The sequence below is a fragment of the Chromobacterium sp. ATCC 53434 genome (assembly GCF_002848345.1).
Classification (GTDB): Bacteria; Pseudomonadota; Gammaproteobacteria; order Burkholderiales; family Chromobacteriaceae; genus Chromobacterium.
In genome coordinates this window covers 2,372,511-2,397,376 of record NZ_CP025429.1, presented here as the reverse complement: position 1 = coordinate 2,397,376, position 24,866 = coordinate 2,372,511, and the positions used below count along the sequence as shown (strand labels likewise).

Below are 24,866 nucleotides of genomic sequence, written 5' to 3'. Positions count from 1 at the left end.
AGGGCGGACGGATGAAGTATGGGATCTGTTTGATATTTTTCATGGCCGCCGCGGCAATGGCGGCCCCGCCGGTCAACATCGTGTATCGCGTGGATGGCCGCAGCCTTGCCGCCATCAGACATTCCGGTGGAATGTGGCCGTGGGCGCGGGGTGCACTGGACAACGATCTGACGCATCATTTCGAAGGGCAGTCTGTGGCGGGGCGCAACAGCAACTTCGTTTCGACAAGCGCCAGCCTGAGGCAGGTGGTGGAGTTTGCCGCGTCGCAGGCGCGGCCCAACAGCGAATCGCCTTTCGATACCGAGTTTGTCGCCTATCTCTACCAGATCAGGCCCGCCGCGAATTTCTTCAGCGTCAGCGAGGCGCTCCAGACTGCGCACAACTCATCCACCGGCGCCAGACGGGATCGGCTTGGCCGGCTGATAAGGGATTACCCCGGCATGCAGGAATTCGCGGCGAGAGGCGGGTTCCGCGATGACCGAATCATCGCCTACGCCCGTCTGGACGGACAAATGTTGCGAGACTATTACTACGCGCCTAATTATCCGCTTTTCAGCGACGAGTTCTGGCGGCGACGTTGGATGTCGAATGCCGCCTACGATCGCGGGTTCGATTCTGATGCCAGTTCCCGGCTGATTTATCCGATAGTCGGCGTGCCAAGCGGTCATATGCATCTGGTTGAAAACGGCACGCAAGCGCCGGTGCCGTTGAGTTTCACCTGCTTTGGCGTGAATCCGCAGCCGCATTCTTCCTACTACAATTCGCTTGCCCAGCCTGATGCGTGCCAATCCAATCAATATCTCGAGATCAGGAGAGAGTTTTACGATAGGCGAGCATTGTTGCCCATCATAAAAGGCGGCCTGGAGAAATACGATTACGAGCCGTGATCCATCCCGATTCTGCGCGGTCTTTTCTTCCCGAGCCGCTGCAGCTGTCTGGCCGTAGGGTGCGTCACCCCCATAGGGGCGACGCACCAAACGCCATCCCCGGCAAAACCACCGGTAGGGTGCGTCACCTCAAAGGGACGACGCACCAAACAACGAAAACCCCACCCAACGGGCCAACACCTCACCATCAAGCCGTCATCCGCCCCATCCGTTCCGCTAGACGCAAATGGCAGGCCGCCGCCAGCTTGATCAATTCGACGGTGTGGACCGGCAGCTTGTCCGGTTCGGCGATCCACTCGGCCAGTCCCTCCTGCGTGGCGACGGTGATTTGGTAGGGTGCGTCACCCCATAGGGGCGACGCACCAAACACGCCATCCCCGGCAAAACCACCGGTAGGGTGCGTCACCCCAAAGGGGCGACGCACCAAACAACGAAAACCCCACCCAACGGGCCAACACTTCACCATCAAGCCCTCATCCGCCCCATCCGTTCCGCCAATCGCAAATGGCAGGCCGCCGCCAGCTTGATCAACTCGACGGTGTGGACCGGCAGCTTGTCCGGTTCGGCGATCCACTCGGCCAGTCCCTCCTGCGTGGCGACGGTGATTTGGTAGGGTGCGTCACCCCAAAGGGGCGACGCACCAACAACAAAAACGCCATCCCCGGCAAAACCACCGGTAGGGTGCGTCACCCCAAAGGGGCGACGCACCAAACAACGGAAACCCCACCCAAGGGGCCAACATCTCACCATCAAGCCGTCATCCGCCCCATCCGCTCGGCCAGGCGCAAATGGCAGGCCGCCGCCAGCTTGATCAACTCGACGGTGTGAACCGGCAACTTGTCCGGCTCGGCGATCAACTCGGCCAGGCCCTCCAGCGTGGCGACGGTGCTGTTGATGCCGACCACCCGGCCATGCGGCCAGCGCTGCCGGTTCTGCGGCGCGTAATCCAGCGCCACCAACCAGCGCGAATGCTGCCACGGGCCTGGGCTGCACAACACCGCCTCCATCACCGCGCGGCTGACCTGCTGCGCCGCCTCGGCGGCCAGGGCAAGGGCCAGATGCAACTGCGCCGCCGTGCCGGCCGCGCCATCGTCCTGGAGCAAGGCCGGGCGGGTTGACTCCTCCCACCAGCGCCGCAGCCGCCGCGCGCCAGGCTTCTTCACCCGCCGCAACACTTCGTCCAGCTCGCCCTCGGACAGGCACAAGACCGGCTCCTCGGCATCGGCCAGCCGCAAGCACCGCCCTGCCGGCTCGCCCAGCACTTGCAACAGACCGGCCAGCTCCAGCTTCATCGCCGCCGCCACGTCCACTGCGACAAACCAGAAGCCTTCCGGCCGGCTTACCACTCGCATCGTCAGGTCCTTGGCGTAATCGAGGCGCAGCGGAGTGTTGATTTCCTGATCGGCTGGCGGGTTCATGGCTGCAGCTCCCGCGTGAACTGGCTTAGGCAAATCGAAAGCAGAAGTGGAAGAGGGCGCGAAAAGCGATGGGTAGGGCGGGAATGGGGAGGCGAAAGAGAAACGATATTAATCCGGCAGTAATAATCCGTACAGATTGTATACTTCCGGCATGGAAAAAATCGATGTGCGCAAGCTTGAACTGGCCGCCCGTGAGCAGCTGAGGCGTACCGCTATCCGGATGTACAAGCGAGGCCGGTCTCAAGCCAGTATTGCCGAAGAACTCGGGCTGCGCCGCCCCACCATTTCCGCCTGGGTGGTGCGTGAGGCAGCACTAGGTGCGCAGGGATTCAAAGAACAGAAGCGCGGTCGCGCCGAAGGCACCGGCCGTCGGCTGACCGAGGCGCAGGAAGCCCGGATCAAGCAGGACATCGTGGATCGCACGCCAGACCAGATGAAGCTGAGGTTTGCCCTGTGGAGTGCTCAGGCGGTCAAGGCTGTAATCAAGCAGATGTTTCTGATCGATCTGCCGATCCGTACTGTCCGTCTGTACTTGGCCCGCTGGGGCTTTACGCCGCAGCGCCCGCTCAAACGCGCTTATGAGCAGCGACCGGCAGCAGTCGAGAAATGGCTCAAGGAGGAATACCCGGCTATCGTCGCGCGTGCCAAAGCGGAAATGGCTGAAATCAGCTGGGGCGACGAATCGGCGGTGTCGAGTGTTGAGCACTTTCCGCGTGGCTACGCCCCAAAAGGCCAAACCCCAGTTCTGGTGTTATCCCAATCGAAAAGAGCGCGCATCAACTTGATTTCGGCCATTACCAACCAAGGCAAGATGCGCTTCATGCTGTACCGGGAGACCTTGACGGCCCGGGTGCTGATCAAGTTTCTGATGCGGCTGATCCGTGATGCTGGCGGCAAGAAGGTGTTCTTGATCCTCGACAACTTGCGCGTGCATCACAGCAAGCTGGTGCAAGCATGGTTGGAGGAGGAAGAGAACAAGAAGGCGATTGAGTTGTTCTTCCTGCCCAGCTACTCACCGGAACTGAACCCGGATGAATACTTGAACGGCGACCTGAAGGCCAGAATGAGCGCAGGTGAGCCGGTTCGATCAGACGGTCAACTTCAAGGGAAAGTGCTGTCCCATTTACGCTCATTGCAGAAGCAGCCGGCCAGAATCCGGTCGTACTTCCGGCATGAAAAAATCCGCTACGCGGCATGAGCTTTCTGTACGGTATTTGACTGCCGGATTAATAACTACAAGACGAGCATCCATGGTGATGGCTCCAAAACGGTTTGCCCGACAATGCATTGCACGCGCAAAGGCACGAATGGGGTGCAACGCATGGGCGTGTTGAACAACCACGGCTTTCGGGCGTGGGCCACCGCTAACGGAGATGTGTTGAGCATCAGTAGTGAATCTAACGGTAAGATGGCTGGTGGTCAATCTATTCAAGTAGAATGAATGGTCGGTCGAATGGCTAGCAATGGTGCGTGATCAAAGTAATTGTTGGGTTGGAGAGAGGGAATTGCTATGGGGCTGGATATTGTTGTTTACCAAAAAGGGGGTAGTAAATTTTTTTGTGAGATACCGGAGTCGATTCATCGAGAGATGTTTGGGAATGGAGCTAATTCATTTCCATTAACAAGTATGCTTCATGATTATTATCGGGCGAATGTTTACTTGAGTGGGAGTGAGTTTTCAGCATGGGTTGATGAGCTAGATTCTATTGCTTGTAAACTTTCACCATGCATGAAGGAGGCTCTTGATGATTTGGTTAAAAAATTAAAGACTTGTCGGAATGTTGAGAAGGTTCATGTAGCAGGGGATTGAGATTGGGTGACGTAAGGTTTGTGATTGGGCTGACTTGTCTGCTATGTAGGTTTGATTTTTCGGATATAAACGATGCGGATCTTATCATTGAAGATGCCTGCAAGAGAGGATCCAACTTTCAACTTGATATCGAAGTCCTCATTTTTTGATGTGTAAACCTTCGTTGTCACCACGACAGGCCAGCTCCATTTGGATGACTCCATCGAGCGGATATAGCATCCGGTATAGTTGGTCTGCAACCAATCCTTTGCTATATCTTGAGCGATATTTCCGCGACGCTTGTTTTCGAGAGATATGCCGTAAATGAGTAATGGTGCGATGAAGAATACGGGTAAGATTTTCTCCCACAGCATTTTCAAACTCTTTCTATGTATGGCGTTGAAATCGGTGCGATCGAACCAACTTGCCAGCCCCCCTTCAGCGCAAGCCGACTTTCGAATCAGACTCGGGGTTTTAAGCTGCCGGTTGTTCGACTGCGGCGCGATGGTAGCGCGCCGTTAGTTTCGGCAGCTCCCCGAATCTGGTTTGAAAGACGGGGTTTCGCAGCGCTGTAGGGGCGGCCTGGGGTTGCAAGGGGGTTGGCCGCGCAATCCCCTTGCCCGTTTGCTGGGCGGAACCGGCATGTCAAATATTATCCGCGAAGCGGATTCCAAAATATAATAACGATCCCAATGAGTTGCTTCAATTTCGCGGTAAGCATTGGGCTTCACAGGTCCAGCCCAACCTACCGTGCTGGTTAGTTGTATGAAAGGTAAATTTTAGCGCTGCAATTTTTAAATCAGTCCGCAGTGGAACTGATGTTTTTAGTTTTGTTACGCAGAGATTCTTCTATAAATATCATCTATTTTTGAATTTATAGCTGCGTTATCATCAACTGATGCCATTTCAAGCATGGAGAAGATGTCCTCGTCGTATAGTGGTATTATTAATCCGCGCCCATCAGTAAAAGTGTCCTTGCAGCGCTTTTCAAAAAGCGATTTATTTATGCATCTTCTTGCGAGAATAAAGCCAACACACCCTCTCTGTGGTGAGAATCTTCCTGCTGACTGGTCCAATTCTGGATTGGCTGGGTCTGAAGAGTAATTTTTACATTCAAATGAAATTTCAATTGCATTGAGTCGACTTGATTTTAATGCTCTATAGAAAAATCCATCTTTTGCATTATTTAAGAATGTGATGTCAATCCTTTTTCTGCCATCATGTATTTCTCGCTCCATTTTTGGATTCACTAAACTCTTTCCAAAAATAAATAGCATAGCTCCGAGCATTGCATCTTGATATGCATAGGCCTCAGACTTTCCTTCTTTAATTGAACTTATTATTTTTTTTAACTCTTCGCCTGTCTTGGTTTTGTCAAAATCTTCTCCGTGAGCTGAAGCAATCTCAGAGTCTGTTGGGCTTTTGCTAAATTTTATGTCATTTCTGTATCGTTCAATTACTTGCGGATATCTTTTAGTAAATTCAAATAGAAATTCTTTTGTTAATGGGTATTCTTTCTTTAGTTTTTTCTTCGTTACTCTAGGGGTTCCATCTTTTAAAAGTTGGACTAGGGAACTATGTATGTTTATATGGTGTTCTTGTAGATAGTTTAAAATGAAATGTTGATAATATTCTTGATGATTTACTGACATTGTCCAGCTTACTATTGACTTTGGGACCAGAATTATCTTCTCACTATTAGCCACGGGAAGTTGAGTGAAACACTGGTTCCATTTTTCATTTTCAGCATCCCAGTAAAAACCAGAAGGCACATTTTGCATTTCAATTGAATAGTTCTTGCATTGATTTTGCGTGTATTCAATTAATTGATGCCTTATTAGATTTGTTGTTAAATCTGATATCTTGTCGTGCCCAACTCCATCAATCATGAGCTCTAGTTCTGAAATGTTTGATAGAATGCCGGATCGTACTGCTTCGCTGCTCTTCAATTTATCATGAAGAAGCTGCGCTTGAAATCCTCCGATTCCTTTTCCATTGGACTTTCCTCTTGAAAGGCCTAAGTGAGTTTCTCTTGGCTCTGATAGATGACTGAGTAATTTCCATGATCTAGCAGGGTCATTGTCTTTTATCGATTCGATTAGGGTCTGGAAATAAGACTGAACGCCTTCGGCACACTCTTGATGCCATGTTGATTCATTATTGATAAGAGTGCATGGATCAATAAAAAGAGGAATATCTGTATTCAGAGGGATGTCGACAAAATCTAATTCCGATTGTGACTTATTGATGTTGAAATAAACACTAAATTTCATACAATCCCTTGTCATATTGCTCGTTTCAAAAAAAGCATGCCGAGGCATGCTTTCATCTAATTTAACGTCGAACGACAGATATCCCTGCATTGCAGGTGTTTGTAAATCAACAAGTTATGATGAATTTCGTCAGGTGAAAGTAAAAGAAGCGACACATAAGCCTGCACTTTTAACGGAGATAGAGGCACCAGCTTGACCTTCCCGTAGTGCCATCATGCATTGTATGGAAGGCCATTGAGCTAGAAGTAAAAAGTCATCGTAGGAACGTAGGAACGGCTACATATCCTTGGGGCGAACAGCCCCGCTCGGAGTATTGCCTGTCCACCAATGTGGACAAGGAAATAGACGGGTGGAATACATGACGCATGAACATCAAGCGCAAACAGGGCCGGAGGATGAAGGTCCGGCCAGGTTCTTGCCAAGCGACTTGCCTTACGAGCCGCTGCGAATCTGCATGCTTGTGAATTGGAACAGCAAGCATTCGACGATGAGATCCTGCAGCTGGTCAAGCGCGCATACCAAGAGGAAGGCCTGCGGCAAGTGAGGGAAGGCCTTTGTACTGTCCAATCGCTACATTTCATCAATCCCAAATGGATCCAAGCTGCAGAAGTCCACTTCCCCGATGTCCGCTTTGCCTGACAAGCAGAGATTCGGTTGCAGGATCAGTTTGTCAGGCCATCGTTCGTGGACGAAGGATTCGAATTTCTCCTTCACGAAACTCATTTCAAATAAATTGATTGGCATGTGGCCCGATGTATTCCGGGTATGCGGGCTCGCAATGAAGCCGTGCTGACGAAAATCGGATGCACGTAGTCTTCAACAGCGATGGAAGCACTGTGACCCGTTTTTTATGAATTGCATTACTAGCAGTAGGTAGGGCAGAGGCCATAATCGGTAGTCTTCTGTTGGCGAACGCCCGGCTTATGGGGTGCATAGGCGTTGAAGAGTCAGAGAGGATCACTTAGTTGTGCTAGGCACTCCATTTAAATAGAATGAAGTCAGAGTGCTACTATGAATAATGGCGGTTTTGTCTATTGTGGGGAAGGTATATATATAAGGAGTTTTCTTTAACTCCGCTCTTCTATTAGCTGGTTCATGATTTGACATCACTACTTATGCCAAAATCAATGCGCACCCCTCGACTTTCTGCTATTTTTCTAATGCTTTCTTTACTGTAAAACTTAATTTTCCTTTTTGACCCGAATATGAGTGGATATATCTCACCCTTTCTTTCCAGATTTGGTAAGAAACTTCTATGCATCCCAAAAAGCTGACCAGCTTCGCTTGCTGTTAAAAAGCTTTTTTTTATTGATTCAACAATTTTTAATGCTTTTTCAGGTATGAATTTCCAGACATGAAGGTCAATGATTTCTACAAGGCCGGTTTCAATGAAATACACCTGGAAAGCATGATCATCATATCCCGATATTTTTGCAGCTTCCTTTATCGAAAAGATTTCTGGGGAAAATACTATCTCAAGGAGTTTGCATAGTGAACTTTCTGTTACACATACATTGCGGGTGTTTGTTTGTTCTTCATCTAGCATTCCATGCTGCATCAATTTTGCCGCCTGCTGCACGGATATTCTTAAGCGTTTGGCAGCAACTATCAGTGGTATTCCTGGCTCAGTTTGGATTGCCCTCCCATGTGGATGGCGGCCAGTCCGCGACTCATAGCCGGACAGCGCCTTGATGGCAAGTAAATCCACATCTACAAGATCAGTGCGCCGAAACAAATAAACCAACGTGCCATCCAGCCGAGGGCCTGCAATCGGTGACGCACCAAGGCATTCTAGTTTTTCGGCGAAGTTGGTTGAGCTATGCCTTATCGAGCGGGCTAGCGTTCCTGCAGTTGTGTATTGGTTGTTGAAGCGCTCAATCTCGTCGCCATCAATAACAAGCTTTCTATGTCCTGCAACGACTTTACTAACTCCAGCCAACCATCCTTTTTTTACGAGGCTGCGAACAACCTCTGGATATACGTCGAGAGCCCGTGATGCTTCCCATAAATCAAGCTCCCCACCTGATGATGGGCTGATAACTGGACGATCAAGAATGCGGATATAGTTTAGACCTTTCTCAAGATCGTACCCGGCTGAGATGGTGCGACCATTTCTAATGTCAATAATTAAATCTGCGAGGCTTTGATTGGCTGCGCGCCAAATATACTGCTCTAGCGGGGGTGTTGTGAACTGTAGCGCTTCCAAAAGGTGCTCCACTTCTTGGACGGTCACACTGAAATCATTTGAATCATTTCCAGGTTGCTTAGTTAATATCCCTTTGTCTAAAAACTCTCTAATCTGTTGGATATTAACTCCGAGTGCATATGTTGCATCCTGTATCGACATTAGTGTTTGAGAGGTGGAGCGGTGATTCACGGGTGGGATTCTTTTCAGACTGGATAAAACTTGCCTAGCAAAACTCGCAAGCGCTCCCCGTTGTTTGAGGAGTGGGAGAAGTTGTACCCGCGGATGTTGCTGTGGGGCCCGCTCGAGTACGAAGCGCTTAATTTCTTCACGGCAGACATCTCGATCTTCGCACCATGAGATCATGAGGCGTAACCGCCATAGCACAGCATCTGTAGCGTCACCCAAACCATCGAATATTTCCAATGCCCGCCATAAAGCGAAGCATTCATCAAGCAATTGTTGCGATTGGTTGCGAATGTGTTCATAGAGCCATCTAGATGAAGCCAAATCATTAGCGGGCGCAACTGCTTTACGCCAGTTTGCACCGCAGCCACATGTCGTTAAGTGTTCACGTTTTAGGTCAGGTGGTCGGTTGCAATCAGGACAATATTGCAGCAGAGATGTGCCATGAACATGGCATACGGAGTATGGTCGTAATGTCCAGATGAGGCGCCAGTAAGGCTGTTCCGCAAGGCAAAGTGGACAAAAAGCCGTTGCATCTTCCCGAAACAGCCTCTCTGGAATTGCGGTTTCCCAAAGTATCCGAGGTGAGGCAAGTGTTGGCTTGCTGCGACGGAGGGCTGCTCTTGCATAGTCAGTGTTGAGCCCAAGGGCACGGAGTAGTGTTCCATATCGGTTAGGGTCAGTCAGGGAAGCTCTGACGGAGGCAATGCCATTGAAATTCGCACCACAAGCTGACAACAATTGCAGAATGTTGGCAAAGCCATTTCCTTCCGCCGCTCGAAGAAGCAAACTTGCCGGCGACTCATCCTGCTGCAAAATAGGACGATATGGTAAAGTGTATTCACTCACCGTATACCCCTAAACTCGGCAGCAAGGGCTCCATCACTCAATCGAAAAGGATTCCGCTTTGCGATAGTGGCGTCTCGCATTATGCCGGTATCCCAAACTGCGGCGAAATCCTCAAGGGAAACTGACGAACATCCTTGGCGCCAAGCATGCTGTAACCCTTCTTTGATTAGTGTCATCACAAATGACAGATTGCCGTGTGTAGCCGCATAAACACGAAGCACCTCCGGGTAGTTGGCAATCAGGGGCATATGCTCCAGCGAGAAACGGTCACGGATATAGATGCACATCTGTGTGAGAAAGTGAAAGAGGGTACCTGGCTGGTCGGCGGTACCAGGCGATAACGGCTCCATCAGGAAGGATTGTTTGAAACGCCTAGGGAGCTGCAAAGAGCAATCTGAATCGATGATATCTTTGCAGTCTGGCGTTCCAGAAAGACAGATGCAGACCCCGCTATTGTTGACCAATGATTTCAGCCAGCGAAGAGCAATCAAATTAGCTGTCGCTGAGCGATCATTCTTATTTAACAAGTTATGAAATTCGTCCAGAAAAATCACCACCGTCCTGCATGTCTGCAGGTGAGTGGCAATTCGTTTCGTTTTTGCAGGAATTGTACCGTAGTCGGGGTTGGGATCATGCAAACCTGTCAGTATATTGGTAGCTAGGTAATTGACGGATACCGTAGATGGAACTTCCGCACAGAATGCTGGAACCAACGTTACCTCGCTGTCATCCGTCTTAACAACTCCGCCTTGAAGCATGGATTGGATGAGCTTGCACACGCTGCTTTTTCCCATGCCACCTTCAGCCAGAAGCATGCAGCCTACGGGCTCCTTAAAATGGACTGATTGAGCGATACACCTTTGTATTCCTTGAAGTGCAAGATCCATGGTAGGGTGGCGGATTATCACTTCGTCAAGTACCGCCGCGCGCTCAATAACAGCTAATTCTTGAGCGGAAAGTCCAAAATTCATCATTTGCGCCAGTCCATGATGATGATTCCATAGTCTACACTCGTAGTGTCAGGAGTGGTGTCGCTCGAGGGGGCGTGATGGAGTTCACTCTGCATGTCTGTGGGATTGCCTAACAGCAGCATCGGTTGGTTGTCAGTAGATGTTAGCGTTATACCAATATCTGCCGGCATGCGAATTTCAGGAAGCCTGGGGACTTGAACTTGAGTGCGTCCTTTGCCACGGGTAAGTCTGGCAATCTGCCGCTTGGCAAGAGTAGAGTCGTTATGGATCTTCTGGAACAATTGCCAACGAGCGAGTAAGTCACAGTATCGTCCGAGTCGTTGTCGGTCGAGTGCCGTCATGGCAGCCTTGATCTTTTTTGACTCCTGATGCTCGTACCAAGTCAGTTCATTTGTGTAGTCTGGGTTGGTCGATTCGGCTCGAATAAGGGTGCCTCGCTCCGAAGGGTGTTCAACATACACTTCATGCAGATTTAGTTCATCGACCAGTACTGTGACCTGCTGTTCCCCCATTGCCTCGAGTGTCGCCAATGCATGGGAGAAATACTCAATACCATCGACGAGCACACGCCCCTTGTGGATACTACGTTGTTCAGGTCGGCGCGCGATGGCCTCAATCTCCTCTTTTGAGAACGTAGAGGTAGGCCAGCCTTTGATGGCATCTTCCCAAGCCAAAATGGGGGCTCGGCCGGTGCGGCTGTGAATACTCGCGTGGTAGACCTCGTTGATCCATTCGAAAATGTACTGTTGCAGTTGCTCAAGCATTAGCGAAGCTGCACGCCGGGAGTCGTAATCGCCTCTCTCTACAGGGCACGAAAATGTTGTTCCCGCACACTTTTGGATCAGATGGAACGTCAGTGTTCGGAAGAACGATTCGATATGTGCCTTGTCATTTGGGTCTCTAACTTCAGCCGGTAGGATTGTTATCCCGAGCCGGCCACAGAGTCGGGAAAATGCTGTATTTTTGAACTCGACCCCGTTGTCTGGAACTATCCGCACCGGAACGCCGCCAGGCAGACCACGTTCGGGTCGAGTTAGCATGTTTTTCACTGCGGCCAAGGCCGTGGCTGCTGAAGGCGGAAACATGCTGATGTAAATCCCAATTACAGCGCGGGTATATACATCGATAATGCAAACTAGAAAAGGGCGACCAATGGATTCACCTGTTTCCGGGTCGATCAAAATGATATCTAGATAGTGTGTGTCAATCTGAACTAAGAACATCGCACGTGAGCTAAGGATTTGACGCCCAGCAGCGCGCGCAACACGATCAGCTGCAACCTTTCCACGCTTGGCGAGCATCACGACATATGGGTCCAATTCTTTGATTCGGCGCTCAATCGTTCGTAACGATGGTAGTTTTATCGATGAGCTGTGCTTGGTAAGGATCCCTTGTTCGGCAAGCTTACCAACAACGTAAGTCATTACGTCCTTGGCATCCCTGCGTTCTTTTTGAAGATATACCTGCTGGATGCCTTCACTTATCAGTATCTCTATCTGTGGAGAAAACCGGAGTGTCCGGTTGCCACGTAGATGCTTGCGGGATGAGAAGGCATGCCCGCCTCGTCCGTCATTGAAATAGCGCTGAATCCAATCAATTAATGTTCGGGGTTTGGGAGGTGTTGGATCATTAAAATCCTCGGCAAGCATGGGGATCAATTTCTCAAGCCGCTTTTGCGAGCGTGGATTGTCTAGGTGCGCTATCGCAGCCTCAACATAGCGCGTTTGGCGAATGGCCGCGCGTGTTTCCACTTCATCGAGTTCGGACAGTTTGCGTATCACGCCATCGGTTGATAGGCGGCCAAGTTCCACATCCAAGATCTGTAGCAAGCCAGATTCCTGCATCTCCATGAACCGTTCATATGGGATGCGATACGGTTTGCCACCAGCGGTTGCAGCATAGCGTACAGTGCCGGCTGAGACGAAGGTGACCTCGAACTCGCTGCCATAGATTTGAAAGCGTAAGCCAGCTCTGGGAGTGTAGGTATTCGTATTCACAACGCTAGTCTCACCGGCGTGTGCAGTCGCAATGGGCGACTCAAGTCTGCGATCAGGAAACCATGAAATAGAAGATGGTCTGCCAGTAACGGTGAAAGCCCGGCATCGGCCAATAGCGTATGAAGCTCGTCTAATGGACATGCACCGGAGAGCGTGGTTATGTGTTCTAGCGCCTGTTCGCACTCTTGTTTTGACCAGAGTTTGCTGATCGAACGGTGATAAAGAAAGTAGAGGTTTTCCAAATAGCTGCCACGAGGCAAGTCCATTGCATCGATCAAGGAAAAATAGAAGCCACAATTGGCCAGCAGCACTCCCGCCACATCGAAACACTCGCGGGTTTCATCGGATAAATGCTCTCGACTTGGCTTAATCTCATGAACCAGCCAGCGACCGTCGCGCATGCGAATCAAGAAATCAGGAAAGTAAAATCGGCCCTTGGAGTATTCAATTTCCAACGCCTGGCAGCGGTAGCCGATCACATTTGAGTCACGTTCAAGTAAAAGACAGTATGGTGTTTCTAGCTGACTTTCCAATGCGATTGTCACGCAGTTTTTCCGACTGGGGAACAACGCGGTCCTTCGTCCACGTGCACCTTGTATAATGCGCCGGCATCCATGCACCACACCCGATAGGTCAGGGGGCTTGCCGAAAGCCTCTTCGGCCTGCCTTAGTAGCTCCAGGTGCAAGTCTTTGTAAATGGGGCTGTGATACATGGCCGCTAGTTGCTCCTTTGTCCATCGAGCTTGGATAGTAGAGGTTTGGTCTGTTCAAAATGCCATGCGTATAATCTGGAGGTGAAAGTAAAAACAGCACAAATTTGAGAGTAGGAGAAAAGAACCTGATATGAAAGACATCTGTGAGAGATGTAAGGTCTACTAAACTTATAACAGTTTAGTTATTGCTAGGAGCATTCAGAATGAGCAACATATACAACCCTGCACACCCAGGAGAGGTGTTGCAAGAATGGCTAGAAGGTATACGTGTGACGGAAGCTGCTCGCAAGCTGGGGGTGACTAGAGCTGCCTTGTCGAGAATCCTGTACGGCCACGCTGGTATCAGCGCAGATATGGCGTTGCGCCTAGCCGAGTCCTTGGGGACGAGTCCTGAGGTGTGGCTTGGCATGCAGACGGCTTGGGAACTTTGGCAAGCAAAGCAGAAGCCGCGGCCGCATATCGAAAAGCTGACGATCTGATTAATCCCCAGCTATACAGCGGTACCTTACTTGGCCGCCTTCGAGCCGCTAACAAAAATCCTGATGCTGCGTTGCGCCGACTCGCCGCACTGCTTGTACACCTACGACGGCGAGCCTTGCCTGGGCGTGAAACTGAATTTTGTTAGCTGCTCTTAGACAGGTAACCCATGCTCAATGGACGCAAGCACTCGGAGAGCCAGTCCACCTCCTAATTCGGTATCCATCAGTGAGAGTGGGGACGCATTCAGCGGGATGCAGTGTTGCTGCAGCCAGGCTCCCGCCAGTACCTTGCTCCCTAGAATGGATTCGGCCGTGCGGGCAATATGCATGATGCGAAGCACTCTCTCACTGCTAGGTGGGTCTAGCAGTTGCTGCTGGCTGATTCGGCGAGATGCTCGTTGTGGCGATAGGCCGAGCACCTGACATAGATGCTCAAGTGAAATGCCATACTCTTGGCTGACAGCGTGCATGGCTGTAGCGGGTAGTCCTTGGCGAATCATCTCGATTAGAGTGTTGGTGGAGAGGTTCAGCCACGCTGTGATTGCCGCAGCGCCTGTCGAGGGGTATTCCATGTCCGTTTCTCCTGAGTCCGCTTTTCGCTGATTTGGCTGTAATCTGGAGATAAGGTGGTCCGAGCCACCTTGCATGCATTGTCGGTGTATGCAGCTGCTTGTTTATGGCGTCAATAAGTAGGGGCTCCACTTGGCTCTCCACTGTTTGAGCGTTGCCGAACCTCGTTTTTGTCAACATCATATCGGTATTTTCGCAGCTTGATGTCTTCGTCTGAGGTTGGGCGCAGATTTCGGATACCAAGCGTAGTCAGGTAAACTGGCATACGGAGGTACCGATGTACAAGATTCCACGGCAGAGTTGCACCGCCGAATTCAAACTAGAAGCCGTCCGGCAAGTTGAGTCTGAAGGCAAGCCTCAGGCCCAGGTTGCCCGTGAACTGGGCATTGCCGAGCAGACGCTCGCCAACTGGCGCAAAGCCCACAAGGCCGGCAAGTTGACCGGCGGCACGGGCAAGCCGATCACGTCCGAACAAATGGAGCTCTCTCGTCTGCGTGCCGAAAACGCTCGCCTCAGAATGGAGCTCGAAATCCTGGAAAAAGCGACGGCGTACTTCGCGAAGAAGTCGCAGTGAAGTACGCCTGGATCGACAAGATGCGCGACACTGACCTTGGGCGCGATTTCCGGCTACCAAGGTAGCGGTTACTCAAGTCCTGCATCAACCAATACACGTCTCCATGTGCACCCGTAGGTATCACCAGCTTGCGCTGTGATGCCTCGATGGTCTTTTGCAGCTCTTGATGTTGCTCTTTCGTAAGCGACAGTACATTGACTATTAATCCGGCAGTAATAATCCGTACAGATTGTATACTTCCGGCATGGAAAAAATCGATGTGCGCAAGCTTGAACTGGCCGCCCGTGAGCAGCTGAGGCGTACCGCTATCCGGATGTACAAGCGAGGCCGGTCTCAAGCCAGTATTGCCGAAGAACTCGGGCTGCGCCGCCCCACCATTTCCGCCTGGGTGGTGCGTGAGGCAGCACTAGGTGCGCAGGGATTCAAAGAACAGAAGCGCGGTCGCGCCGAAGGCACCGGCCGTCGGCTGACCGAGGCGCAGGAAGCCCGGATCAAGCAGGACATCGTGGATCGCACGCCAGACCAGATGAAGCTGAGGTTTGCCCTGTGGAGTGCTCAGGCGGTCAAGGCTGTAATCAAGCAGATGTTTCTGATCGATCTGCCGATCCGTACTGTCCGTCTGTACTTGGCCCGCTGGGGCTTTACGCCGCAGCGCCCGCTCAAACGCGCTTATGAGCAGCGACCGGCAGCAGTCGAGAAATGGCTCAAGGAGGAATACCCGGCTATCGTCGCGCGTGCCAAAGCGGAAATGGCTGAAATCAGCTGGGGCGACGAATCGGCGGTGTCGAGTGTTGAGCACTTTCCGCGTGGCTACGCCCCAAAAGGCCAAACCCCAGTTCTGGTGTTATCCCAATCGAAAAGAGCGCGCATCAACTTGATTTCGGCCATTACCAACCAAGGCAAGATGCGCTTCATGCTGTACCGGGAGACCTTGACGGCCCGGGTGCTGATCAAGTTTCTGATGCGGCTGATCCGTGATGCTGGCGGCAAGAAGGTGTTCTTGATCCTCGACAACTTGCGCGTGCATCACAGCAAGCTGGTGCAAGCATGGTTGGAGGAGGAAGAGAACAAGAAGGCGATTGAGTTGTTCTTCCTGCCCAGCTACTCACCGGAACTGAACCCGGATGAATACTTGAACGGCGACCTGAAGGCCAGAATGAGCGCAGGTGAGCCGGTTCGATCAGACGGTCAACTTCAAGGGAAAGTGCTGTCCCATTTACGCTCATTGCAGAAGCAGCCGGCCAGAATCCGGTCGTACTTCCGGCATGAAAAAATCCGCTACGCGGCATGAGCTTTCTGTACGGTATTTGACTGCCGGATTAATAGGCGCTGAACTAGCTCGGCAGTCGGGGCCCTTTGGTGCCGACTTCTAGGGTAGAGATGTAGCTCTGTTCATAGCCAAGCCACTCCGCCAGCTCGATCTGTCGGACGCAGTAGCTTGTGCGCAACTGGTGTAGATACTTGGAGAAGAGACTCATGTTGACCGGAGGCTAAGATGAATATCACAGGTGAGAGTAGTTTTGATGAGACTTGATTAATATAATAAGTGCATGTTTTAAATGGTTTATTTATGATTTTGCACTATAAAAAAGGGTGTATCTTGCGAAGCTTGATTTCCAACGTCAGAACTTTCTTGAAAGGGATGGCTGTCAGTGGGGCGCTACGCCTGCACTTGGATCGAGAGAGGTTATAATCGATCCGTAAGTTGCAACCAAGGAAATGCAGAATGAGTTGACATCGTTCGTTTGTTCAACAACCGGTTGGAACCGCAGGAGCAGGGTGAGGCTACGGGCAGTGACTAATAGTAGGCATTGTTACTGCCCACCGGTAGAATTGCGTCCTGAAGATGTGAATTTCATTCGACATGCAGTAAATTTTGATGCAAAATCCAAAAAACCATTCAGCATTTTTTCGCTCTGAGGGATTCCTGTGATGGATGCAACTCCAGACGGGCGAGTGAATTTGGTGTCCGATGCCCAACCGTGCACCCAAGGTTCGGGGCAGGACTACGTTAAGCTAAAGCCAGCTTCACTTAGTCCGCTACAGTGTGTTGATCTCTTCGCTGGGGCAGGGGGCTTTTCCCTTGCGGCCCGCAGGGCCAAGATTCGAGTTGTAGCTGCGGTCGAACTCAACAAGCACGCATGTGATACTTACCGAACGAATCTGATTGATCGCTGCGATAAGCCAGAAGAGCGCCCCAGACTTTACCCCGAGAACATCCTTGCTCTGTCTCCGGAGGATGTGCGCGTGGTTAATTTTGCTGATAACAGCCATTGCGATATCGTCTTAGGTGGCCCACCATGTCAGGGGTTTTCCGTACATCGGATCAAGGATGCCGGTGTTGGTGATCCTCGCAATGCATTAATCCTCCGTTATTTTGAATACGTTCAAAGCCTGAATCCCAAAGTTTTTCTAATGGAAAACGTCCCCGGTTTGCTATGGCCTCGCCATCGAAATTTTTTGGATGCGTTTCTCCAGCAAAGTGATAATGCAGGCTACCGTATTCTCGGTCCTTTGCGGCTTGATGCCAGAAATTATGGGTTGCCGCAGCGTCGAGTTCGTGTGTTCGTTCTTGGTATCCGACACGATGTTACCTTTGACGAATCAGTGTGGCCGCCTGCGCCAACGCATGGTGATGCTCGAGCTAGAGAGCAAACACCACATCTAAAAGAGTGGGTGACGGCTGCGGATGTATTCGCAAAGCCAGATTTGGTTGACGACGTAAACAATTGTCACATGAATCATTCGGCAGAGTTGATCGAAGTATTCCGTACAACGCCGATAAATGGTGGGAGTCGACGCGACTCAAAGCGAGTTTTGCCTTGTCATGAAGGGCATGATGGGCATAGTGACGTTTATGGGCGAATCAACCCAAACGAACCTGGCCCGACCATGACCACTGCTTGTATTAACCCTTCCAAAGGAAGGTTTGTTCACCCGACAGCGCATCATGGAATTACTGTTCGACAGGCCGCACGTTTTCAAACATTCCCTGATGATTTTATTTTCAAAGGGGGATTGATGGCTGCTGGGGCCCAAATTGGAAATGCAGTACCTGTCGACCTCGGGGAAATTCTTTTACGGGCTGTTTCACTAGGCCTTGGGGTAAACCCAGATGCATAACAAACGAGGCGAAAACAATGGTTGATGCTGTTTCCTTCCGGACTCGGGCGAGAACCATTGATCACTTGGGGCGCGAGCAAATTGCTGACTGTCCCACCGCTGTTTCCGAGCTTTGGAAAAACGCTTACGATGCCTACGCCAATACAGTTGGATTGCATATTTATGATGGTGCTGTGCCGATTGCTGCTCTGACTGATGATGGGCATGGAATGAGTAGAGATGAATTCATCGATAAGTGGCTGGTTGTCGGAACTGAGTCCAAGGCAAATGGTTCAGTAGTTCCTGAGGAGGATCGGAACGGGCTGCCCCCTAGGCCGAAGCAGGGACAAAAGGGCATTGGACGGCTTTCATCTGCATTTCTTGGTCCCCTTTTGATGGTGGTATCCAAGCGCCGTAAGAAACCATTCACTGCAGCCCTGATCGATTGGCGTCTGTTCGAAAACCCCTTCCTCTACTTGCAGGATATCGAGGTGCCAGTTGTCGAGTTCGATACTAAGGAAGAGATTTTCACTCATATTCCAGCCATGTTCGACGAGCTGTGGGGGAATTTACGAGGTAACGGCAGAGATGTAGCACGGGATGGCCGCATTGCTAGAGCATGGAAAGATTTCGATATCCTTGAAGCATCCGAGGAAAAAGCTTCTACTCGTTTGGCCATGGAGCAGGTGGTGGCAGAAGCAGTTTTTGAACTTCGCCACTTAGAACAATGGCCGTTGTGGCGTGGTGAAACCGATCACGGCACCATTCTCCTCATCGCAGATATCGTTTTTGACCTAGAGGCACACCTGCAGAGTCGTATCCATATCGAAGATGCCGATGCAGCAGCGCAGGCTAAAGATCGACTCTTTCAAACACTATCCAATTTTTCTGACCCTTATGCTGACCCCACGGAGATCTCAGAAGGATACGGAGCGGAAGCGTTTGAGTACTCTGTTACAACATGGGAGGGGGCATTACGCCGCTCTGTCATCTCAAGCCAGAGGGAGTTTGACTACCACAACTTGGAAGATCTGGAGCACGTGGTAGATGGACGTGTTGATGAAAATGGGATGTTTGTTGGGCGTGTAAAAGCATTTGGGAAATGGCTGGATAGTGATATCTGCATTCTCCCGAAAGGTGATGTATCTAACCGAAGTAACTCAAAGGTGGGACCTTTCCATATTCGTTTAGGCGCATACCAGCGAGATCCAGGGGCATCCTCTCATCCGCCGAATGTACATCAACAACTACTTGAGCAATCGGAAAAGTACGGTGGAGTCATGGTCTATCGCAACGGCCTGCGCGTAATGCCTTACGGTCGCGAGGACAATGACTTCTTTGAAATCGAGAAAAGACGAAGCCTGCATGCAGGCCGTTATTTCTGGTCAAACCGCCGGACTTTCGGTCGAATCGCCATTACGCGTGAAGGAAATCCCAATCTTAAGGATAAGGCCGGCCGTGAGGGTTTTATCGACAACACAGCAGTAAAAAAGCTGCGAGATTTGGTCGAAAATATCCTCATAAAGACTGCTTATGATTACTTTGGAACGGATTCGTCTTTACAGGCTAAATTTCTTCCCGAAATAAAAGAAACTCGTGCCCGGGAAAGGGCAGAAAAAGAACGCAATAAGCAGCGAGCAGCGAAGCGGAAGCGCTTCCGAACCAATCTTCGGCAACTCGGGCCGCAGCTTGCAAAGCTATGTGAGCAGTTGGATGCACTTGCCGACAATATACGAGTTGCGTTACCGACGAGCGAGTCAGAGGTGCTAAGGCTGCGTGAGCAACTGCGTAGTCTCAAGGATAGTTCCAGGGACTTTGCTTTAGGAGAAGCTCCACGCGAGCTGGGGTCACTTGAGAATGAATACGGAGAGTACCGCTTCAATCAGCGCCGAGTAAACGAGTTGCTCAATGCTACGGAGCAATCGTTGAACGTGGCTCTTGAAACCATCAAGCCCAAAGCGCCGCGTGAAATTGTCTTTTCCGACTTGAATAGCCATGCCGCGTTTCTGCAAGCCCGCTTACGTAAATGGTTCAAAGAGGCGCGCGAATTGCTTGAAGCAGAACAGCAACGTATCTCTACGCTTTACGAGGATCGCAGCAAACGTTATCACGCTTTGACCCTCCCCTTACTTGACGCTGTCGACCAGGAGCGTATTTCTCTGACCGATGCATTGGAGCGATTAACTAGGGAGCGGGATAAGAGCGATTTTGATAATGCAGAAACCTTCGAACCTTATATCGCAGCGCTGCGTAGTTTACAGGAAAACATCGATCTCGAGACTCTGGCATCCTATGGCATGGATGCCGTGGACGAGATGAGGGTGGAGGTGGACAGACTGCACTCCCTAGCCCAGCTCGGAATTACAGTGGAAATAATTGGGCATGAGATTGAGGGGCTAGAATTGACTATTAGCGAGGGACTGGATGAGCTGCCAGATATCGCTAAGAAGACTACGACGTTTTCTGCCGTTAAGGTGGCCCACGATGCGCTGGCGGATCGCTTGCGCTTTCTCTCGCCGTTAAAATTGTCAGGGCCGAAATTCAAGGCGCATCTAACCGGCATTGAGATCCTGAAATATATCCGTCGCTTCTTTGGCACATCGATGGAGGATAACGAAATTCTTATTGATGCAACGGACCATTTTTTGGGTTTTTCCGTTTATGAACAACCGTCACGTATTTTTCCGGTGTTCATCAATCTGATCAACAATGCTGCTTACTGGGTACGCCAGAGACAGAATGACAAATATCACATTATGCTCGATGTAGTCGATGGTAAAATCGTCATCGGAGATAATGGTCCAGGAGTAGATGCCGAGGATCAGAAACACCTTTTCACGCTATTCTTTACTCGTAAGGTGCGGGGGGGGCGTGGTGTTGGACTCCATCTATGTCGCGCAAATCTGGCGGCGGGTGGACACACTATTCAATATGCCGTGGAGGATAAATTTAAGATCCTACCAGGTGCCAATTTCGTCATTGATTTCAAGGGCGCGACGTATGAGTGAAGGAATAGTCGGAACGACTCCCAGCTATGATGCATTGATCGAAGAAGTTTTCATCAAACCTATTCGAACAGTAGTCGTTGTGGATGACGAGTTTCCAACTATCGATGCTTTACTGGATAAAGAAATTGATGGCTCTGGACAACAATGGGGCACGGAAAATCTCAAGCGAGTTCGTCAAATTATCCAATTCTGCCGAGAAGATCAGCGGCGCTGGATGGTAGAAATTCACGATGGCAGAGAAATCCTTTCTCTTGAGGCTGAGCGTGACGTAGCATCTCACCTTCACCAATCTGATCTCATGATTCTGGATTTTCATCTTGATCCGTCAAAGCCAGATGATGGGAGTAGTGCCATTGGTATCCTCCGCAGACTTGCTGAAAATGAACATTTCAACCTTGTTGTCGTCTACACGAAAGGGTATGGTCAGGTGGGAGGAGAGATCCCTCGGGTTGTAATGGAAATTGCACTGGGGTTAAGCATCGCGGATGATCGCCTGAACATGGCTGAACAAGCTCTTCAGAAAGTGGTACAACTCCTAGAGAGCTGGGAGGATTACGATGCTGAAATCGGAGGGAAGATCGAAGATGCAATCGACGACGGAACCTATTTAAAAATTAGGAATCTACCTGCCGGAAATATCAACTGGAAAGATATTTGCTCTTGGACCGAGTTAAATGCATTGCAAACAATTGTGGCCGGTGCGCCAAGTGCTTTGTCGCCCCAACCGGATATCAAGCTGCTTGCTAAGTGGGCCCTGTTCAGAAAGCAGAATGCCTTAGCCAGCAAGCTCGCAGTTAAGGACTATGGCGCTGCGCGCTTTGAATCAGGCTATGTTTCTGGCATTAATTGGGTCCGAAATGACAGGATCTTTGTTACGGTTGTAAGCAAACAAGACGCCCCTCCATTGGAACTTCCTGAAAAGTTACTAAAGGCGCTATGTGATTGGGATCCCGCTCCACATCGGTTGCTGATGTCAAAAATGAGAGCTGAGTTAGACGAACGCGGAGTTTGGGCTGAAGGTAGAGTGCTCGGTGATCGCCACCTTCAGGCGGGATGGCTAAGCGAGTATCTTACTGATGACCTAGATGAGCGTCAGTGGAAGGTGCACAGCACGGTCAATCGACACTGGGAAGGGCTAGGGGACTCCATCAGGAACAACGTCGTGGAGTTTGCGGACCGACTGGCGACACATTTGCGTGGCGAAGGGCGCGAAAAAGCCATTGGCAAGTGGTATCCGTCAGTCGCTCAGGATGAGATGACTTACTCCCTTAATCATTATGTCAGTAGTAAATCTGTTGTGGAAGGTGGCTATTTGACAACTGGACATGTACTAAGGCTTGACAGTGACGTTGGGGATGGCTGCTTCTGGCTTTGTCTTTCGCCTGCTTGTGACTTGGTGCCGGGCCAAAAAAGCACCGGCTGGTATAAGCGGCTCGGTGCCCATACGCCATTCATTGCGGTGCAGCTCTTCGATGCAAATAAGGAGGATGCCCTTCAGCAGGCTGCTTCTGGCAATCACCTGTTCCTCAAAATTAATGACGTTTTCAAGAGCTTTAGCTTTACTCCGGCCTCCACCGATGCAGTGAGGGCGACCAACCCAAAATGGGAGCAGATGTTTGCTGCGCAGCAAGGGCGCTTTCAGGGAGAGGACAATAAATTTATGGTTGCTCGTGCCGCTGACGGCGAAAATGGGCTGCTTGCCTTCAAATCTGAGCCTGCTCAAGTCGTCGCCCACCTGCGCTATGAGTATGCACTCAACTTGCTGCATCGCCTTGGCGCGAATCTTTCGAGAGTTGGCCTCGATTTTGTAGGTATGCGTCCAGCTGGCAATGGATAAATTAACGCGCGAACAACGTTCGGCAGTAATGTCTCGGATAAAGGCCGGCGACACAACTCCTGAATTACGTGTTAGGCATGCTTTGCACTCTATGGGGTACCGTTTCCGCCTGCATCGAAAGGATTTGCCAGGAAAACCGGATATTGTTCTCCCCAGGCATCGTCTCTGCTTGTTCGTCCATGGGTGTTTTTGGCATCAGCATCAAGGCTGTAAGCGCTCAAATGTCCCTGAAAGTAATAGGGAGTTTTGGATAGAGAAGTTCGAAAAAAATCGTATGCGAGACGAAAGCAATGTGATTGCACTTGAGGAAGCAGGGTGGCGAGTATGCGTAATATGGGAGTGTCAAACGAAAGATGCGGATGCATTAGACACGATAATTAGGGAGTGTCTCTCCGTTGAGGCCAATAAATAATATCCTTGTTGCTGGCGGTGATGTGCGGAAGCACCACTGGTGGTATTCGGCCAATCGAATAGTGCGTATAAATCTACTTATTGTTATCCACTCTAGCAGCATGATCACAAGAAGTACCCTAAACGAAATACTGCCTCATTTTCGGCTATGGGACATAGAAAAGCCTCGCGATTGCGAGGCTTTTCATTTATGACAGTGCAGTCTTATGTGTCGTCGACTGCAAGCTTATCTGTCGTTTTGGCAAGCTTATGTGTCGCTCGACGTTTAATCAATCCCAGCTTAATGCCCCGCCAGTCTGATACTCGGTAACCCGCGTCTCGAAGAAGTTCTTCTCCTTCTTCAGGTCTATCATCTCGCTCATCCACGGGAAGGGGTTGTTGACGCCCGGGAACAGCTGGTCCAGGCCGATCTGCTGCATCCGGCGGTTGGCGATGAAGCGCAGGTATTCCTTGAACATGCTGGCGTTCAGGCCCAGCACGCCGCGCGGCATCGTGTCTTCGGCGTAGGCGTATTCCAGCTCGACGGCTTGCTTGAACAGCTCGACGATCTCGGCCTTGAAGCTGTCGGTCCACAACAGCGGGTTTTCCAGCTTGATGGTGTTGATCAGGTCGATGCCGAAGTTGCAGTGCATCGATTCGTCGCGCAGGATGTACTGGTATTGCTCGGCGGCGCCGGTCATCTTGTTCTGGCGGCCCAGCGCCAGGATCTGCACGAAGCCGACGTAGAAGAACAGGCCTTCCATGATGCAGGCGAAGACGATCAGCGACTTCAGCAGCTTCTGGTCGTTTTCGACGGTGCCGGTCTTGAATTCCGGATTGCACAGCACGTCGATGAACGGGATCAGGAATTCGTCCTTGTCGCGGATGGACTTGATCTCGTGGTAGGCGTTGAACACTTCGCCTTCGTCCAGGCCCAGGCTTTCCACGATGTACTGGTAGGCGTGGGTGTGGATGGCTTCGTCAAAGGCCTGGCGCAGCAGGAACTGGCGGCATTCCGGGCTGGTGATCTGGCGGTAGGTGCCCAGCACGATATTGTTGGCGGCCAGGCTGTCTGCGGTGACGAAGAAACCCAGGTTGCGCTTGACGACGCGCATCTCGTCTTCGGTCAGCTGGCCGGTTTTCCATTGTTCGATGTCGCGCTGCATGTTCACTTCCTGCGGCATCCAGTGGTTGGCGCACTGCGCCAGGTACTTTTCCCAAGCCCACTTGTGCTTGAACGGTACCAGCTGGTTGACGTCGGTCGTGCCGTTGATCACCTTCTTGTCCACCACGTTTACGCGGCCGTTGCCATGGGCGTCCATGGAGGAGGGGGCGGCGGACGGGGCGGGGACGGTGTCTTCGAAGTTCAGCATGGGTGCTCCTGATTTCTGGTTTTGCCGCGCCGGGGCGCGGCGGTTGCTTATGCGGTTTTGACTGCTTGTTCCTTGCGCAGCTGCGCGGCCTGGGCCGGCTGCAGCTGGTCTTGCCGGTCTATGCGGACCTCGCCCGGCGCCGGCGGGTCCGGCTCCTGTTGCGCGGCCGGCACGGCCACGGCATGGGTGCCGACGTCCACCATGGCGGGGCGGCGGCCGCTGATGCTCTTGCGCAGCAGGTAGTAGGCGGTGGTGCTCATGGCGT

At 51.1% G+C, this 24,866-nt stretch carries 21 protein-coding genes and 1 pseudogene; 10 read left to right on the top strand and 12 right to left on the bottom strand.

Annotation, left to right across the window (positions count from 1 at the left end):
- Positions 1–41: 41 nt before the first annotated feature.
- Entirely contained in the window at positions 42–887 is an 846-nt protein-coding gene (locus CXB49_RS10955; RefSeq protein ID WP_158300775.1) for an enterotoxin A family protein, read from the top strand.
- A gap of 187 nt (positions 888–1,074) precedes the next feature.
- On the opposite strand, the gene CXB49_RS10950 is transcribed toward CXB49_RS10955, so the two are convergent.
- The 3 genes from CXB49_RS10950 to CXB49_RS10940 are packed head-to-tail and all read right to left on the bottom strand — an operon-like array spanning position 1,075 to position 2,305.
- On the bottom strand, positions 1,075–1,293 hold the full coding sequence (locus tag CXB49_RS10950; RefSeq protein WP_158300774.1) for a hypothetical protein: 219 nt from the start codon (positions 1,291–1,293) through the stop codon (positions 1,075–1,077).
- Between the two features lie 59 nt (positions 1,294–1,352).
- Positions 1,353–1,577, bottom strand: a complete 225-nt coding sequence (locus tag CXB49_RS10945) for a hypothetical protein (protein WP_158300773.1) — start codon at positions 1,575–1,577, stop codon at positions 1,353–1,355.
- Between the two features lie 59 nt (positions 1,578–1,636).
- Positions 1,637–2,305 carry a hypothetical protein gene (locus CXB49_RS10940; RefSeq protein WP_101708421.1) on the bottom strand — a complete coding sequence of 223 codons (669 nt, stop codon included), beginning with the start codon at positions 2,303–2,305 and terminating at the stop codon, positions 1,637–1,639.
- A gap of 151 nt (positions 2,306–2,456) precedes the next feature.
- On the opposite strand from CXB49_RS10940, the gene CXB49_RS10935 reads away from it, so the two are divergent.
- Complete coding sequence (locus tag CXB49_RS10935) at positions 2,457–3,503, top strand: IS630 family transposase (RefSeq protein ID WP_101706528.1); 1,047 nt, start codon at positions 2,457–2,459, stop codon at positions 3,501–3,503.
- Between the two features lie 312 nt (positions 3,504–3,815).
- Positions 3,816–4,115 (top strand): hypothetical protein, encoded by a 300-nt coding sequence (locus CXB49_RS23520; protein WP_158300772.1) that lies wholly within the window; start codon positions 3,816–3,818, stop codon positions 4,113–4,115.
- A gap of 41 nt (positions 4,116–4,156) precedes the next feature.
- Here CXB49_RS23520 and CXB49_RS10930 read toward each other — a convergent pair whose 3' ends face one another.
- The 6 genes from CXB49_RS10930 to CXB49_RS23510 all read right to left on the bottom strand — a co-directional run bounded on the left by CXB49_RS10930 (position 4,157) and on the right by CXB49_RS23510 (position 13,100).
- The gene (locus tag CXB49_RS10930) at positions 4,157–4,468 is read right to left on the bottom strand and encodes a hypothetical protein (protein ID WP_101708420.1); all 312 of its coding nucleotides are present in this window, start codon (positions 4,466–4,468) and stop codon (positions 4,157–4,159) included.
- Positions 4,469–4,927: 459 nt separating this feature from the next.
- Entirely contained in the window at positions 4,928–6,367 is a 1,440-nt protein-coding gene (locus CXB49_RS23515) for a hypothetical protein (RefSeq protein ID WP_158300771.1), read from the bottom strand.
- Between the two features lie 1,093 nt (positions 6,368–7,460).
- Positions 7,461–9,587, bottom strand: a complete 2,127-nt coding sequence (locus tag CXB49_RS10925) for a TniQ family protein (protein WP_101708419.1) — start codon at positions 9,585–9,587, stop codon at positions 7,461–7,463.
- Positions 9,584–10,561, bottom strand: coding sequence for a TniB family NTP-binding protein (locus tag CXB49_RS10920; protein ID WP_101708418.1), 978 nt, complete (start codon positions 10,559–10,561; stop codon positions 9,584–9,586). The genes CXB49_RS10925 and CXB49_RS10920 overlap by 4 nt, the downstream gene beginning before the upstream one ends.
- Entirely contained in the window at positions 10,558–12,555 is a 1,998-nt protein-coding gene (locus CXB49_RS10915; RefSeq protein ID WP_199406828.1) for a Mu transposase C-terminal domain-containing protein, read from the bottom strand. Before CXB49_RS10915 ends, CXB49_RS10920 begins: the two co-directional genes overlap by 4 nt.
- Entirely contained in the window at positions 12,552–13,100 is a 549-nt protein-coding gene (locus tag CXB49_RS23510; protein ID WP_158300770.1) for a TnsA endonuclease N-terminal domain-containing protein, read from the bottom strand. Before CXB49_RS23510 ends, CXB49_RS10915 begins: the two co-directional genes overlap by 4 nt.
- A 371-nt stretch (positions 13,101–13,471) precedes the next feature.
- Between CXB49_RS23510 and CXB49_RS10910 the strand changes: the two genes are divergently transcribed.
- Positions 13,472–13,747: a HigA family addiction module antitoxin gene (locus CXB49_RS10910; RefSeq protein WP_101708416.1), complete on the top strand. Its 276-nt coding sequence runs from the start codon at positions 13,472–13,474 to the stop codon at positions 13,745–13,747.
- Between the two features lie 152 nt (positions 13,748–13,899).
- Here CXB49_RS10910 and CXB49_RS24450 read toward each other — a convergent pair whose 3' ends face one another.
- Positions 13,900–14,247 carry an antitoxin Xre-like helix-turn-helix domain-containing protein gene (locus tag CXB49_RS24450; RefSeq protein ID WP_369826576.1) on the bottom strand — a complete coding sequence of 116 codons (348 nt, stop codon included), beginning with the start codon at positions 14,245–14,247 and terminating at the stop codon, positions 13,900–13,902.
- A 347-nt stretch (positions 14,248–14,594) separates the two neighbouring features.
- Here CXB49_RS24450 and CXB49_RS10900 point away from each other — a divergent pair.
- The 6 genes and pseudogenes from CXB49_RS10900 to CXB49_RS24445 all read left to right on the top strand — a co-directional run.
- Positions 14,595–14,911 (top strand): annotated as a pseudogene (locus CXB49_RS10900) (transposase); the annotation flags it as partial.
- A 224-nt stretch (positions 14,912–15,135) separates the two neighbouring features.
- Positions 15,136–16,182: an IS630 family transposase gene (locus CXB49_RS10895; RefSeq protein ID WP_101706528.1), complete on the top strand. Its 1,047-nt coding sequence runs from the start codon at positions 15,136–15,138 to the stop codon at positions 16,180–16,182.
- A gap of 641 nt (positions 16,183–16,823) precedes the next feature.
- Entirely contained in the window at positions 16,824–18,014 is a 1,191-nt protein-coding gene (locus CXB49_RS10890; RefSeq protein ID WP_101708413.1) for a DNA cytosine methyltransferase, read from the top strand.
- Between the two features lie 17 nt (positions 18,015–18,031).
- Positions 18,032–21,001, top strand: a complete 2,970-nt coding sequence (locus CXB49_RS10885) for an ATP-binding protein (RefSeq protein ID WP_101708412.1) — start codon at positions 18,032–18,034, stop codon at positions 20,999–21,001.
- Positions 20,994–22,838, top strand: a complete 1,845-nt coding sequence (locus CXB49_RS10875; RefSeq protein ID WP_158300768.1) for a response regulator receiver domain — start codon at positions 20,994–20,996, stop codon at positions 22,836–22,838. The genes CXB49_RS10885 and CXB49_RS10875 overlap by 8 nt, the downstream gene beginning before the upstream one ends.
- Positions 22,831–23,250, top strand: a complete 420-nt coding sequence (locus tag CXB49_RS24445) for a very short patch repair endonuclease (protein ID WP_101708409.1) — start codon at positions 22,831–22,833, stop codon at positions 23,248–23,250. Before CXB49_RS10875 ends, CXB49_RS24445 begins: the two co-directional genes overlap by 8 nt.
- A gap of 268 nt (positions 23,251–23,518) precedes the next feature.
- Here CXB49_RS24445 and CXB49_RS10865 read toward each other — a convergent pair whose 3' ends face one another.
- Together CXB49_RS10865 and CXB49_RS10860 are read right to left on the bottom strand one after the other, a co-directional pair.
- Positions 23,519–24,550, bottom strand: a complete 1,032-nt coding sequence (locus CXB49_RS10865) for a ribonucleotide-diphosphate reductase subunit beta (RefSeq protein WP_233493084.1) — start codon at positions 24,548–24,550, stop codon at positions 23,519–23,521.
- 98 nt (positions 24,551–24,648) lie between these two features.
- Positions 24,649–24,861 carry a hypothetical protein gene (locus CXB49_RS10860; RefSeq protein WP_101708407.1) on the bottom strand — a complete coding sequence of 71 codons (213 nt, stop codon included), beginning with the start codon at positions 24,859–24,861 and terminating at the stop codon, positions 24,649–24,651.
- Positions 24,862–24,866: the final 5 nt, after the last annotated feature.

Bases quoted from the DNA above. Each gene is read 5' to 3' on its own strand.
- CXB49_RS10910 (WP_101708416.1), top strand. From the start codon at position 13,472: ATGAGCAACATATACAACCCTGCACACCCAGGAGAGGTGTTGCAAGAA.
- CXB49_RS10875 (WP_158300768.1), top strand. From the start codon at position 20,994: ATGAGTGAAGGAATAGTCGGAACGACTCCCAGCTATGATGCATTGATC.
- CXB49_RS10940 (WP_101708421.1), bottom strand. From the start codon at position 2,305: ATGAACCCGCCAGCCGATCAGGAAATCAACACTCCGCTGCGCCTCGAT.
- CXB49_RS23520 (WP_158300772.1), top strand. From the start codon at position 3,816: ATGGGGCTGGATATTGTTGTTTACCAAAAAGGGGGTAGTAAATTTTTT.
- CXB49_RS23515 (WP_158300771.1), bottom strand. From the start codon at position 6,367: ATGAAATTTAGTGTTTATTTCAACATCAATAAGTCACAATCGGAATTA.
- CXB49_RS24450 (WP_369826576.1), bottom strand. From the start codon at position 14,247: ATGATTCGCCAAGGACTACCCGCTACAGCCATGCACGCTGTCAGCCAA.
- CXB49_RS10890 (WP_101708413.1), top strand. From the start codon at position 16,824: ATGGATGCAACTCCAGACGGGCGAGTGAATTTGGTGTCCGATGCCCAA.
- CXB49_RS10920 (WP_101708418.1), bottom strand. From the start codon at position 10,561: ATGATGAATTTTGGACTTTCCGCTCAAGAATTAGCTGTTATTGAGCGC.
- CXB49_RS10860 (WP_101708407.1), bottom strand. From the start codon at position 24,861: ATGAGCACCACCGCCTACTACCTGCTGCGCAAGAGCATCAGCGGCCGC.
- CXB49_RS10885 (WP_101708412.1), top strand. From the start codon at position 18,032: ATGGTTGATGCTGTTTCCTTCCGGACTCGGGCGAGAACCATTGATCAC.
- CXB49_RS10865 (WP_233493084.1), bottom strand. From the start codon at position 24,550: ATGGACGCCCATGGCAACGGCCGCGTAAACGTGGTGGACAAGAAGGTG.
- CXB49_RS10935 (WP_101706528.1), top strand. From the start codon at position 2,457: ATGGAAAAAATCGATGTGCGCAAGCTTGAACTGGCCGCCCGTGAGCAG.
- CXB49_RS10955 (WP_158300775.1), top strand. From the start codon at position 42: ATGGCCGCCGCGGCAATGGCGGCCCCGCCGGTCAACATCGTGTATCGC.
- CXB49_RS10930 (WP_101708420.1), bottom strand. From the start codon at position 4,468: ATGCTGTGGGAGAAAATCTTACCCGTATTCTTCATCGCACCATTACTC.
- CXB49_RS24445 (WP_101708409.1), top strand. From the start codon at position 22,831: ATGGATAAATTAACGCGCGAACAACGTTCGGCAGTAATGTCTCGGATA.
- CXB49_RS10895 (WP_101706528.1), top strand. From the start codon at position 15,136: ATGGAAAAAATCGATGTGCGCAAGCTTGAACTGGCCGCCCGTGAGCAG.